Genomic DNA, 14,615 nt, shown 5'->3' on the forward strand with positions numbered 1-14,615 from the left:
AAGTAGGCTCTTTTTTTATATCTGTATTAAAAAGTTTCTCTAAGTGCAGTTATATTTTTGGCAACATATATTATTGTATAAGTATCTCCAGTATTATATAATTAATAATACATTAAATAAATAGTTAAATTATTGTTATATAGTTAAAATAAACAAAATTAATAAAAAAGTTACATGCCATAAAGAAAACGATTCCAATGACATTTAATTGACAAAAACATAGCTATTATAGTATCATAATGGATAGCCTTAACAGTTATAATTTGAAGTATTAGTAAGTATAAACTACACTAACAATATTAGGTGTGGTTTTTATAATATAGTTGTTTTTTAGAACGTATGTTGTTTGTTAAATATAGAAGAAAACTTTAATGCAACGTTGCAAATAAAGAAAACAATAATAAATCTTTTAAGTGAGGGTTATAATATGAATAATGTAGCTTCTACAGATATTGTAGATAATGAAAAGGTAAGCTTATATTCAATTACAAAGAAGATTATGGATTTGGTTTTATCTTTTATAGGATTAATTTTATTGATTCCTGTATTCTTAATTTTAGCTATCTTAGTTAAACTGGATTCTAAAGGTCCAGTATTTTATGCACATACTAGGAAAGGTAAGAATAGAAGTGATATAAAAATATATAAGTTTAGGACTATGTATTCTAATTCAGATGAGATTTTTGAGTCTTTTTCAGATGAGCAAAAAGAGGAGTATTATAAAAATTTTAAATTAGATAACGATCCAAGAGTAACAAAGATTGGAGATTTTCTAAGAAGAACAAGCCTAGATGAAATACCACAATTAGCAAATGTTTTAAAAGGAGACTTAAGCTTAGTTGGTCCTCGTCCTATTGTAGAAAAAGAGATATGCAAATATGGACAATATGCAGATAAGCTTTTTTCAGTGATTCCAGGGGTAACAGGATATTGGCAGGCACATGGAAGAAGTGATACTTCTTATGATGAAAGAATTGAGATGGATATGTATTATATTGATAATAAATCAATATTACTTGATATTAAAATTATGTTTAAAACAGTTATATCTGTTATTAAAAAAGAAGGCGCAGTATAAATTGAAAGTTAAAATGGAGGATTATTATGTCAGTAACAGTAATATGTCCCTTATATAAATCAAAGCAATATATTAATTCATTACATAAATCATTACTTATGCAGGAAGATATAGATTTGAAAGTAATTAAATATATATTAACTGATACAGGTGATGGAGTAGATAAAATAGTAAATGACTTAGAAAAAGCAGAATTAACAATCATATCTATAAGTGATTTTTCACATAGTTTGACAAGAGAAAAAGCAGCAATGGAAAGTGATAGTGATATTATTGTGTTTATAACTCAAGATATTATTATTAAAGATAAAAAGTGGTTATATAAATTATGCAAACCTATTTATGAAGGGAAATGTGAGGCGGCATTTTCAAGACAAATATGTGATAATCAGTCTATTGAAAAATACACAAGAATAAATAATTATCCTAAGGAATCTAGAATTGTATCTAAGAAGGATACAGAAAGATTAGGAATAGTTACTTTCTTTTTCTCAGATGCAGCTTCTGCCGTTAAAAGAGATATATATGTTAAGTTAAATGGTTATGATGGAAAAGATTTATTGACTAATGAAGATATGTATCTTGCATATAAACTTATAAATAACGGTTATAAAATAATGTACAATTCTGAAGCAGAAGTTATTCATTCACATGATTATAAATTTAATGAATTATTTAAACGTTACTTTGATCAAGGAGCGTTTTTAAGTGATAATGCATACCTTACTCAGTATGGGACTAATGGTAGTGCATTTAAATTACTAAAAGTAGTAGCAGTTGAATCACTAAAAGATAAGAATTTTAAAGTGTTTTTCAATATAATACCAAATTTTTCTGCTAGATTTTTAGGAGATAGATTTGGAAAAAGATATAAAAAACTTTCACTAGAGAAAGTGAAGAAGTATTCTGGTAATATAGGTTATTGGAATAGAATAGAAAATAATTTAAATAAGAAAAGGTAGGTAAAAGATATGAAGGGAATTATATTAGCAGGTGGATCTGGAACAAGACTATATCCTGTAACAAAAGCAATGTCAAAGCAAATGGTTCCGATATATGATAAGCCGATGATTTATTATCCAATGTCAGTTTTAATGCTTGCAGGAATAAGGGATATATTAATAATATCAACACCAAGAGATATTATTAATTTCAAAGAATTATTTAAAGATGGAAGTGAATTTGGATTAAATATAGAATATGCAGTACAAGAACATCCAAATGGATTAGCAGAAGCATTTATCATAGGAGAAAAATTCATTGGCAACGATTCAGTGGCAATGATATTAGGAGATAATATTTTCTATGGACAAAGCTTCACAAGTCATTTAGAGAATGCAGCAAAACTGGAAAAAGGAGCAACTGTTTTTGGATATTATGTTCAGGATCCAAGAGCATTTGGCGTGGTTGGTTTTGATGAAAAAGGTAAGGTTACTTCATTAGAAGAAAAGCCAGAGTATCCAAAATCAAAATATGCAGTACCAGGGCTTTACTTCTATGATAACTCAGTAGTGGAAAAAGCTAAGAATATAAAGCCTTCTGAAAGAGGAGAATTAGAAATAACTGATTTAAACAAAGTATATATGGAAGAAGGAACTTTAACAGTAGAGTTATTAGGTAGAGGAATGGCATGGCTTGATACAGGAACTCACACATCTATGCTAAAGGCATCAAATTTTGTTGAAGCAGTGCAAACTACACAAGGAACTTACATAGCTTGCTTAGAAGAAATAGCTTATAGAAAAGGATGGATATCTAAAGAACAAGTTATAGAGTTAGCAAAGCCTCTTATGAAAACTGGATATGGTAAATATCTTATGGATATAATTGAATAGTAATTAAGTGGTATAAGATAATTATGGATTTAATTAAAAAAATAGTGAAATAAATATCAATGAAGGCATTAGGAATTATTGCAGTTGTTTTAGTATACAATGCATTTCCTTATTTATTAAGAAAAGGAAAGTGATATTAAATGGGTAATTTTAGATTTATAGAAACAAAGATTCCAGATCTTTATATTATAGAGCCAAATGTATTTGGTGATAATAGAGGTTACTTTATGGAAAGTTATAGTAAGAAGGATTTTGAAAAAGCAGGTCTAACTATGAACTTTGTACAAGATAATGAATCAAGATCAAGTAAGGGAGTACTTAGAGGATTACACTTCCAAACGAAGCATACTCAAGGTAAGTTAGTAAGATGTACTGAAGGAGAAGTTTGGGATGTTGCTGTAGATTTAAGAAAGGGTTCACCTACTTATGGTCAATGGGAAGGTGTGTATTTATCAGCTGAGAATAAAAGACAATTTTATGTTCCGGAAGGATTTGCTCACGGGTTTGTAGTTTTATCAGATGTTGCAACTTTTAATTACAAGTGCACTGATTTTTATGCTCCAGAATATGATGGTGGAATTCCGTGGAATGATAAAAATATTAACATACAGTGGCCAATAGAAGGTTTGGACATATTATTGTCAGAAAAAGATAAAAATCATAAGCCATTAAAAGAACAAGACCTTCCTTTTGTATATGAAAAATAATGAGAGGTATGGAGGAAAAGTTATGAAAATAGTTATAACAGGTGCTAATGGGCAACTTGGAAAAGAACTTCAAAAGATAATAAGAACAGGTAAAGCAGAAATTGGAGAAATATCTAAAAGTGTAGCTTCATCTGAGGTTTTTGCAGCAGATGTTGATGTTTTAGATATAACAAAGCTTGATAATGTGAGAGATTATTTAAATGATATTAAACCAGATGTAGTAATAAACTGTGCAGCATTTACTAATGTTGATGGTTGTGAAGAAAATTATGATGCAGCATTTAAGGTAAATGCAATAGGACCAAGAAACTTAGCTATGGTTTGTGAAGAGTTAGGTTCTAAGCTTTTAAATGTATCTACTGATTATGTTTTTGATGGTAAGCTAAGGGAAACTCAATTAAGAGAATATGATAAGGTAGAGCCACAAAGTGTTTATGGAACGACTAAATTACAAGGTGAAAACTATGTAAGAGAGTTTTCGTCTAAGTATTATATAGTAAGAACAGCATGGCTTTATGGATATGAAGGAAATAACTTTGTATACACTATGATGAGACTTGGAAAAGATAAAGATTCAATAACTGTTGTTAATGATCAAAAAGGTAATCCAACATCTGCAAATGATTTAGCATATCATATTTTAAAACTTATTGAAACGGAAGAATATGGTGTATACCACTGTACAGCAAAAGGTGAATGTACATGGTATGATTTCGCTAAGAGAATTATGGAACTTGCAGGATTAAACTGTGTTGTTAATCCTATTTCAACTGAGGATTATATAAAAGGTCTTAATAAGAAAATAGCTAAAAGACCAACTTATTCATCACTTGATAATATGATGCTTAGATGTACAGTTGGTGATGACATGAGAAATTGGGAAGAAGAACTAGAAACTTTCATGGAAAATATTAAGAATAAGGGAGAATAGTGAAATGAAAACATATTTAGTGACAGGTGGAGCAGGATTTATAGGTTCAAATTTTGTATTATATATGCTAAAAAAATACCAAAACATAAGAATAATAAACTTAGATAAGTTAACTTATGCAGGAAATTTAGAAAATTTAAAGTCAATCCAAGATGACCCTAGACATATATTTGTGCACGGAGATATTTGTGATGCAGAATTAGTATCATCATTATTTGAAAAGTATGAAATAAACTATGTAGCTCATTTTGCAGCAGAATCACATGTTGATAGAAGTATAAGAGAGCCAGAAGTATTTGCTAAGACAAATGTAATGGGAACAGTTAATCTTTTAAATTGTGCAAGAAATGCATGGGAAAATGAAGATGGAACTTACAAAGAAGGAGTTAAGTTCTTACATGTTTCAACTGATGAAGTTTATGGTTCACTAGGAGAAACAGGATATTTCATGGAAACAACGCCGCTTGATCCACATAGTCCATATTCATCAAGTAAGGCAGGATCAGATCTAATGGTTAAGGCATATCATGATACATATAAAATGCCAATGAATATAACAAGATGTTCAAATAACTATGGTCCATTCCAATTCCCAGAAAAGTTAATACCATTATTAATTAATAACTGCTTAGATCACAAAGATTTACCAGTATACGGTGATGGAATGAATATAAGAGATTGGTTATTCGTTGAAGATCATGCTAAAGCAATTGATATGGTAATAAACAACGGAAGAGTTGGAGAAGTTTACAACGTTGGAGGACACAACGAAAGAACTAATATCCAAATAGTTAAGACTGTTATTGAATATTTAAACGAAAATGTTGATAAGGAAATAACAGAAACATTAATTAAGTATGTTGAAGATAGAAAAGGTCACGATAGAAGATACGGAATTGACCCAACAAAGATAAAAGAAGAATTAGGATGGTATCCAGAAACTGCTTTTGAAGTTGGTATAAAGAAGACTATTCAATGGTACTTAGATAACCAAGAATGGATGAAGAATGTTACATCTGGAGAATATCAAAATTATTATAATAAAATGTACAAATAAATATAATAAGTATAAATAGAGGTAGGTTAATTAGGAGTATAAATTATGATAGAAGAGAAAAATGAGATTTATAAATTAGTATATGTACTAATGGCTTTAGCTATACTTTTAATTCCTTTTAATAATTTACCATATCTAAATAATATATTAAAAGAATTATCATTTAGTGCTACATCTTATCCTATGTTGATATTGATAACAATTATGGCTATTTATATATTAAAGGAATCGAAGGTTGTTAAAGTTAAAGATAAAAGTATTTATATATTAATAACTTTTGTAATTTTATGTTTTATATTTTCATTACTTAACATTAGTGATATAATGACAAATTCATTTAAAGGGAAAACAGGAATAAGAAGATTTGTATTTCAATATCCAATGCTTGTTTTTGGAGCTATAACTAGTTATTGTTTTTATTATTTTTTAAGAAAAACTAAAATAATATTATGGACTATAAGAAGATGGATTTTATTTTCTACTATAATAGCAAGTGCCTACGGATTTGTTGAAATGCTTAATATGTTAAATATTATAGACACCAGTGAAATATTAAAAGCAGTATCAAATGTAATTCAACTATATGCTAGAGGAGAATTATATCCTAGAGGTATAAGAACAGTTTGTGGAGAAGCATCTTATTTTGGTATGTATGCAGCATTTGTTCTTCCATGGATTTTAAGTTATATTTATACGGAAAAGGAATATTGGAAAAAAGGAATAGCAGTTGTATATGCACTATATTTTATAGCTTTAGTTTTATTATCAAAATCAAGAATGGGATTACTTATTTTTTGGTTAGAATTTATTATTTTTGCAATTGGAATAATTATCATGAAAGGTAATTGGAAGAAAAAGCTTATAACAGTTCTTTTATTCCCATTGGTATTTTTAACATCTAACATAGTTAATAAAGTTGGATTTAATGAAGAGGTGAAATATGAAAATACTGCATCAAATGCAACTGTTGGAGCAGTAGTAGAGTCTTTAAATGATGAAAATAATATGTCTAATGTAGCTAGGTTTTCAATGATGAAAGCTGCTTTCAGAATAGGAAATCAACACTTATTAACAGGTGTAGGTGTAGGACAATATGCTTTTTATGCTACAGATAATGTTGAATCAGATGATTATAGATCAAGTGAAGTTACTAGATGGTTAGATCCAAAGCAAACTCAATATTGGCCTACTGTATTTGCATTACATGCTAGAATATATGCTGAAAATGGAATAATATGCTTTTTAATTTGGGTAGCATTATGGGCATATATTGGTATATCCTTATTAATTAGATATATTAAGTATAACGATATTAAAACTTTGATTTTAATGTCAAGTGTAGCAGGTGTTTTATTAGCATGCTTTAATATTGACACATATATATATTATCCATTATGGATTCTTATAGGATTGTATTGGAGATTTGGAAAAGAAAATATAGAGGAAAACAGTGGTGAAAGAGATGAAGAGATTTTCTTTAATTATGGCGACTTATGGAAGAGAAAAAGAGGTAGAAAGCTTTCTTAACAGTCTTAAAAAATCAAATTATGATTTATCTTTAGTTGAAGTAATTATAGTTGATCAAAATGATAAGATTGATTTAAATCATATAATAGAAAGACATAATGATTTAAATATTAAGCATATTAAATCAACAGTTAAAGGATTAGCTAAAAATAGAAATATTGGTCTAGAAGAGAGCCATGAAGGAATAGTTGCTTTTCCAGATGATGACTGTGAATATCTACCAGATACATTGAATATTATAAGTAATATTTTTGAATCTAATTCGGAAATTGACGTAGTTATGGGAAGAATAGTTGAAAGAGATGGTTCAGATTCATTAAGAAAGTGGCCTAAAGAAGAAATAAAAATCAGTAAATCTAATTTTTATACTAAATGTTCATCAGTAACTATGTTTTATAGAAATGGTTCTTCTTTAAGATTTAATGAAAAGTTAGGTGCAGGTAATTATTTAGGCTCATGTGAAGATAGTGATATACTTTATAGAGCTTTAAAGAGTAGTAAGAATATAGTATATAAACCAGAAGTGCAGATATATCATCCTCATTATAGTTCAGATACAAATATGAATGAAGGAAAAGTTAAAAGTTATGGCTTGGGTTTTGGAGCTTTTTGTAAATTTAACTTTGACTTTAATATATGTATTCTTTTTATTAAAGCAGAGGTATTCCATGTATTAAATACTATTATAGGAATATGTACATTTAATAAAGAAAAAATAAGAAAAGGATATATTGCATTTTCATCAAGATTAAAGGGACTTACCGTTGGGTAGTCCCTATATAAGCTTTTTAAGGTGGTGAATTATATGAAAGAAATAGATGTATCTGTTATATTATCAGCGTATAATGAGGAAGAGCGCTGGTTTAGGGAAGCTGTGGAATCAATTATAAATCAAAGCTATGAAAACTTTGAATTTATTCTTATATTAGATAATCCTAATAATACTTTATTAGAAGAAATAATAAATGAATATTGTAATAAAGATAATAGAATAGTCTACATAAAGAATGAAAAGAATTTAGGATTGGTAAAAAGTTTAAATAAAGGCTTAGAATATGCAAAAGGTAAGTACATAGCTAGAATGGATGCTGATGATATTGCAAATGTTGATCGATTAAAAAAACAATATGAGTTTATGGAAGCTAATAAGGACATAGACTTAATTGGAACCAGTGTTGACTTCATTGATGAAAATAATTGTATAATTCAGAAAAATACTTTTGTTGTAAAGAATAGTGATAAAATTAAAGATTATTTAAAATATACTAATGTTGTTATACATCCAACATTTTTCTTTAGAAAAAGTATTTTGCAGAAAGTAAATGGGTATAGAGAAATTTTATTTGCTGAGGATTATGATTTTATTTGCCGTGTTGTTGCTGCTGGATATAAAGTTAGTAATTTATCGGAATCATTATTACAATATAGAATAAGAAAGAATAGTATTTCAAGAGATAAAACATTAGCACAGATATATAATGCTTTTTATTTAAAAAAATTATATAAGGAAAGACTGAAGTGCGGAAAAGATAGTTACTCTATAGATGGCTTGTATTCTGAAGATAAGATATCAAAAAAAGAAATAAGAAACTTTGATAAGTCGGAGCAATTAAAATCTACAGCTGATAATAAAAGAAAAAATGGTAAAGCATTAGAGCGAAAAATAATTTTTGCATATTCCAAAATTATATCTAAATATGCAAGAAGAAATGCCATGTGCACAGCTTGGTATAAGATACTTGCAAAAATGTATGAATAAAATAAATATGTTTTTTAGAAAGGTAAGAAATGAGCAAAAAAGAAGTTTTAATTGTAGGACCTAATTTTTATGGTTATAATGAAAGTGTTGCTAAAGCTTTTCAAGTTAAAGGCTTTAAAACTAATATAATAAATTTTGAAGAAGAAAATATTCCAGTTACAGGGAATAAACTTGTAGATAAATTTTTACTTAAAGCTAAAAGAGAATATTATGTAAATGAATATGGTAAAAAAGTTAATCAGGAAATAATTGATTTTGTTGATAAGAATAATATAAAAAATATAGTTGTAATTAAAGGGAGCTATATTACTAGAGAAACTTTAGAATATATTAAGAAAAAAGGATGTAAACTGATAATGTGGATGATGGACTCTGTATATAGAGAGAGTCAATCAATGGATACTTTAGAATTATATGATTTTAGATTTATGTTTGAAAAAACCGATATAAAAAAGTTGCAAGAAACAAAGAATATAGATAGCTATTTTCTTCCTCTATGTTATGATAATTTTGTTTATGATGTTAAAGGAATTAAAAGAAGTATAGATATTTCTTTTGTAGGTAGTTTTGCAAACTATGAGCATAGAGTAATATTATTTGAAAAAATAATAGAGGAATTTAAATATTGTAATATTGAAATTTATGGTAAGTATTTAATGCCTAGTAAGCCAAAGAGATATATTAAATATTACTTAAAAGGATATAGAAAATATTTCAAAAATAGATTTTTATCACCTAAAGAAGTAAGTAATTTATATTCTAGATCAAAGATATGTATTAATATACATAATAAACAATCTAAAGAAGGATGTAATCCGAGATTTTTTGAAATAATAGGTACAAAATCTTTCGAATTAGTAGATAATATAGAATATATACAAAAGAATTTTAATGATTATACTGTTATTTATAAAGATACAGATGACTTAATAAATAAAATTAGATTTTATTTAAAACATGAACAAGATAGAGAGTGCATTATAGATAAAGGATATGAATATATTTCCCAAAATCATACTTTTATAAATAGAATAGAAGAAATTATTTCTATATGTGATATATAATACGATATAAGTATTTATGACTATTTTACATTAGTTCTTTTTTTCAATACAAATATTAATATTTTCTTAAAAATAATATTTTTCTTTATTACAAGAAGAATTAATAATATAATATATATGTTATTTTGAGTAGCGTTTAAGCGTAGGAAGAATTTAGGGAGGAATTTTATGGCTAATTCAGTGAGGAAAAAAGTATATTTAGCAATAAAAAGGTTAATTGACATAATAGGTTCTTTAATTGGCATAATATTATTAAGTCCCATATATATTATTATTGCAATTTTAATTAAATTTGATTCACCAGGAAAAATTGTTTTTGGACATACAAGAAAAGGTAAAGGTGGAAAGGATATAAAAGTTTATAAATTTAGAACTATGTATTCAAATGCAAATGAAATTTTTGAAAGTTTCACTTCTGAGCAAAAAGAAGAGTATTATAAGAATTTTAAACTAGATAATGATCCAAGAGTAACAAAACTTGGAGGTTTTTTAAGAAAGACAAGTTTAGATGAACTACCACAATTATTTAATATATTAAAAGGTGATATGACTATTATTGGACCAAGACCAATTGTAGAAAAAGAAATATCGAAATATGGAAATAAGGCAGAAAAGTTATTTTCAGTTGTACCAGGATTAGCAGGATATTGGCAGGCAAATGGTAGAAGTGATACTACATATGAAGAACGTGTTGAAATGGATATGTATTATATTGATAATATGTCATTTTATCTTGATGTAAAAATTTTATTTCAAACAGCAATTTCAGTATTAAAAGGTGAGGGTGCTATATAAGGAGTTAACTATTGTTAGCTCTTTTTTTGTTTTATATAGTATATAGAAATTTAAATTAAAACAATTTTAGTTTAGTAAAAATAAATCGATAATAGATTAAGAGGTGAAGTAAAATGAAGAAAAAATTTATTATATTTTTAATAATTGTATCAATATTTACATTGGTATCTTGTTCTAATGAAACAAATAAAAGTGAAAGTAGTATAGATAAAACTGTAGAAGATAATTCAGTACCAGCAGATAAAGAAGTATCTCAAAAAGAGGAAAATAAAGAAGAGAAGAATAAAGAAGAGAATAATAAAGAAGAGAAGAATAAAGAAGAAGTAAATAATGAAAGCAAGGAAAATGTAGAAGAAAATAAAATAGATAATAACAGTATTGATGATAATATAAATGAAAAAGAAAAAAAATATAATGATAAATATAATATAATAAAAGATTTAATTGAAAATAAAAAGATGACTATAAAAAATTCTAATTATAGAGAAATTGAAGCAGAAAATGGATTAGGAGAAAATATAGTATATAAACTTAACGAAAATAATAAAATTGTCATAAGTTCTTCTGTAAGATTAACAACTATATTAAATGATGGAAAGTATGATATTAGTGGAAGCATATTTAGTAATATTTTAATTGAAGTATTAAATGATAGTAAATATATAAAAGATATAAATGAAGCAATTGGAAATTATTTTACTGAAGAAAAAGATATTTATACAAAAGATATTAATGAATTAAAAATAGATGTAAGTCAAGAATTTGATTTTATAAAAATAACAGTAACAGTTTAATATTATATTAAATAAGCTTATATTATTTTAAAATTATATTCACCAATTGGATATTTTATGGTATATTTATAATTGTCTGTTAATTAAATAATTTAACGAAAGGAGGGAGAATTTGAAGAAGATAGCTTTAATGATTACTACATTATTTGCATTAACTAATATAGTGGTGCCATCTACAGTAAGTTATGCTCTTAATAATATAGAGAGTGTTAAAGTTTTGGATGAAAATAGTAATTCTAATGAAATAATAGAAGAAAATTTATCGGAAGAAAATACTGAGGAAGATATAGAAAATATTATCAGTGAAAATGTAGAAAATAATGTGGAAAATCAAGAAGATATTGAAGCTTTAGAAGAAGTCACTGAAGATTTAAATATTAATAATGAGTCTGATATTTCAAATGATGAAGCCCAAAAAAAGAAGGAAATTTCTAAATCTATTGATAATAATATTTATGAAAAAGTAAAGAAGAATCCAAAGGAATTAAATGATTTTGAAAGTGATATTCAATTAGTTGCTAGTGAGAGATCAAGAACTACACGTGAATCAATAGTTGATGATGATATTTATATTGCCGCAGAAGATGTAGAATATCATGTTAAAGCTGAAGGTGATGAAGTTATACTTGTTGGTGAGTATACAGATGGTACAATTGAAACAAGTAAAGAAGTAGCAATTTATGATGATGCATTAATTGAACAGCTTGAGCAAGAAGAATTTAAAGCTAACTATGAAAATGCATTAAATTTTGAGTATTTAGTTAAAAAAACTGATGCTAATTATGAAATTGTAGAAGCATATTCAGATGGAAGTTTCAAGTATATAGAAAGTGCAGATACTATTGGTGAGGCAATGAGTATTGCATTAAATGAATATGAAAGTGATGAGGCAATTCCATGTGTAATTGATAATTATGGTGTTGTAGTATATTCTACAAATGCTATGGCAAGATTTTTTAAGCATACAAATGGAAAGGTTGATAATTCTAACGTTACTTTATTATATCAAAACTCTAATCTTTCGGGGGTAACCAATTATATTAATCATAATTATGTTGATGATGCTCCTATTTTAGAGGATAATGGGAATGCTGTTAGGGTAATGGTTAATGGATATAAGGGTTGGACTAAAAAGGATACTAATACTGGTACATATGACGCGGTAATAGTTCCAATGAATCAAGTAACTAATCCTAGTTATTATACTGTAAACAATGGACAACTTCAACATTATATTACTACAGATATAACTGCAAAAAGTGGAACTTCAGGGAGTTTTAGAACAGTTGGTGTAGCACCAAGTTATTTAAGTGAAGGTGTAAAATATTATAGTTATGACGCTAGATATTTTTATACAAATTTACATACATTAATTAATGATATGAAAGGAAATTCATATTTTAATGCGGTAAATGGATCAAATCCTTACTATAATTACTATCAATATTTACCATTTAGAAGTAAAAGTATTTATAGTGCAAGCCAATTAAATTCTTTTATAGAAGCTAACACTCAAAATAACAGTAAATTAAGAGGGATAGGGCAATATTTAATTAATGCCCAAAATACTTATGGAGTAAATGCTCTTCTTATATTAGGTATTGCAATAAATGAATCAGCATGGGGATTATCTAGTTATGCTCAAAATAGAAATAATTTATTTGGTTTAAATGCAGTAGATTCTAATCCAGATGATGCAAGTAGATTTAATTCAGTAGAACACTGTATAAATGAATTTGCTAAATATTGGATTTCTTCTGGATATAGTGATCCTCAAGATTCTAGATATTATGGTGGATTTGTTGGAAATAAGTATATGGGAGCTAATGTTAAGTATGCTTCTGATCCATTTTGGGGAGAAAAAGCAGCATCTTATGCTTTTTCAGCAGATAAATATTTAAGTGGAAATAATATTAATTCATTGAATGATTATAATTATAATCAGTTAGCAATTTATTCAGCAGCTGGAAAAGTTGTAGATAGAAATAACAACTTATTGTATAATGTTTCTAATTCGATGGATTATTATGTTACATTTGTAGGAGTTCCTGTAGTATTAACTACAACAAAAACTCATGTAATTGGACAAGATGTATGTTACGAAGTATATCCTGAAAGAACTACGCCTTTATCTTCAAGTGGCGGTAGTGAATTTAGTGAAAATTATGATTGGAATAATAGAGGATATATTAAAGCATCTAATGTAAAACTAATTAATACTGGTAAAAATACTTCTTCTAAAGATGAAAAGCCAGGAATAACATATCAGGCACATTCTGCTAAATATATGTGGCTTCCAGAAAAGCATGAAGATGAAGTTGCTGGAACTGTAAATGAGTATTTAAGAATGGAAGCTATAAGGATTTCTCTTCAAGGATATAATGGTGCATCTGTTAAGTATAGAGTTCGTGGTGAAGGCTATAATTGGCAAGAGTGGGCTAGTGATGGACAAGTTGCAGGTACAACAGGTCAAAGTAAGCGTATTGAAGCCATTGAAATAGTTACTGAAGGAATGCCAGAAGGATATTATCTTCAATATAGAGTTCTTGTTCAAGATTATGGTTGGATGAGATGGGTAAATGAAGGAGAAACAGCTGGAACTATCAATGAATGGAGAAGAATTGAAGCTATTCAAATAAGAATAGTTAAGGGAGAGTCTAACATTAAATATAGAACACATCTTGCAGATACTATGTGGCAAGATTGGCGTTATAATGGACAAATGTCAGGTACGGTAAACCAATATAGAAGAATTGAAGCAATTGAAATAATAGCTCCTGATTTACCAGAAGGTGCAAGTATAAGATATAAAACACATCTTGCAGATACTATGTGGAGTCAAGATTGGGTATATAATGGTACTATGTCTGGAACAACTGGTCAATCTAGAAGAGTAGAAGCAATAATTATTGAATTAGTTAATGCTCCGAATTATGATGTTATGTATAGAGTTCGTGGAGAAGACTATGGTTGGACAAATTGGACAACTGGAGGACAAATTGCAGGAACAACTGGACAAGGTAAAAGAATGGAAGCTATTGAAATAAAACTTATAAAACATTAAAGAA

13 protein-coding genes are annotated in these 14,615 nt (G+C 27.4%); all 13 read left to right on the forward strand.

Annotated features, from left to right (window positions below; genetic code table 11):
• The first annotated feature begins 427 nt into the window (after positions 1–427).
• The 13 genes from Q5O29_RS10265 (at position 428) to Q5O29_RS10325 (ending at position 14,611) form a co-directional block, all read left to right on the forward strand.
• Positions 428–1,078, forward strand: a complete 651-nt coding sequence (locus Q5O29_RS10265; protein WP_022212853.1) for a sugar transferase — start codon at positions 428–430, stop codon at positions 1,076–1,078.
• Between the two features lie 26 nt (positions 1,079–1,104).
• A complete protein-coding gene (locus tag Q5O29_RS10270; protein ID WP_022212854.1) occupies positions 1,105–2,040 on the forward strand; it encodes a glycosyltransferase family 2 protein in 936 nt (311 codons plus the stop codon).
• Between the two features lie 9 nt (positions 2,041–2,049).
• The gene (rfbA, locus tag Q5O29_RS10275; RefSeq protein WP_022212855.1) at positions 2,050–2,913 is read left to right on the forward strand and encodes a glucose-1-phosphate thymidylyltransferase RfbA; all 864 of its coding nucleotides are present in this window, start codon (positions 2,050–2,052) and stop codon (positions 2,911–2,913) included.
• A 140-nt stretch (positions 2,914–3,053) separates the two neighbouring features.
• On the forward strand, positions 3,054–3,620 hold the full coding sequence (gene rfbC / locus Q5O29_RS10280) for a dTDP-4-dehydrorhamnose 3,5-epimerase (RefSeq protein WP_022212856.1): 567 nt from the start codon (positions 3,054–3,056) through the stop codon (positions 3,618–3,620).
• A gap of 22 nt (positions 3,621–3,642) precedes the next feature.
• Positions 3,643–4,551 (forward strand): dTDP-4-dehydrorhamnose reductase, encoded by a 909-nt coding sequence (gene rfbD / locus Q5O29_RS10285; RefSeq protein WP_022212857.1) that lies wholly within the window; start codon positions 3,643–3,645, stop codon positions 4,549–4,551.
• 4 nt (positions 4,552–4,555) lie between these two features.
• Positions 4,556–5,608: a dTDP-glucose 4,6-dehydratase gene (rfbB, locus tag Q5O29_RS10290; protein WP_022212858.1), complete on the forward strand. Its 1,053-nt coding sequence runs from the start codon at positions 4,556–4,558 to the stop codon at positions 5,606–5,608.
• A 45-nt stretch (positions 5,609–5,653) separates the two neighbouring features.
• Positions 5,654–7,135: an O-antigen ligase gene (locus Q5O29_RS10295; protein WP_022212859.1), complete on the forward strand. Its 1,482-nt coding sequence runs from the start codon at positions 5,654–5,656 to the stop codon at positions 7,133–7,135.
• On the forward strand, positions 7,071–7,907 hold the full coding sequence (locus Q5O29_RS10300) for a glycosyltransferase family A protein (RefSeq protein WP_186834445.1): 837 nt from the start codon (positions 7,071–7,073) through the stop codon (positions 7,905–7,907). Before Q5O29_RS10295 ends, Q5O29_RS10300 begins: the two co-directional genes overlap by 65 nt.
• 33 nt (positions 7,908–7,940) lie before the next feature.
• A complete protein-coding gene (locus Q5O29_RS10305; protein ID WP_022212861.1) occupies positions 7,941–8,894 on the forward strand; it encodes a glycosyltransferase in 954 nt (317 codons plus the stop codon).
• A gap of 29 nt (positions 8,895–8,923) precedes the next feature.
• Positions 8,924–9,958 carry a glycosyltransferase gene (locus tag Q5O29_RS10310; RefSeq protein ID WP_022212862.1) on the forward strand — a complete coding sequence of 345 codons (1,035 nt, stop codon included), beginning with the start codon at positions 8,924–8,926 and terminating at the stop codon, positions 9,956–9,958.
• A 168-nt stretch (positions 9,959–10,126) separates the two neighbouring features.
• The gene (locus tag Q5O29_RS10315) at positions 10,127–10,753 is read left to right on the forward strand and encodes a sugar transferase (RefSeq protein WP_022212863.1); all 627 of its coding nucleotides are present in this window, start codon (positions 10,127–10,129) and stop codon (positions 10,751–10,753) included.
• Between the two features lie 113 nt (positions 10,754–10,866).
• Positions 10,867–11,547 carry a hypothetical protein gene (locus tag Q5O29_RS10320; RefSeq protein WP_022212864.1) on the forward strand — a complete coding sequence of 227 codons (681 nt, stop codon included), beginning with the start codon at positions 10,867–10,869 and terminating at the stop codon, positions 11,545–11,547.
• A gap of 112 nt (positions 11,548–11,659) precedes the next feature.
• Positions 11,660–14,611 (forward strand): glucosaminidase domain-containing protein, encoded by a 2,952-nt coding sequence (locus Q5O29_RS10325; protein WP_022212865.1) that lies wholly within the window; start codon positions 11,660–11,662, stop codon positions 14,609–14,611.
• The last annotated feature ends 4 nt before the right edge of the window (positions 14,612–14,615 follow it).

It is taken from the genome of Clostridium sp. CAG:265, assembly GCF_000436575.1.
Classification (GTDB): Bacteria; Bacillota; Clostridia; order Clostridiales; family Clostridiaceae; genus Clostridium; species Clostridium lentum.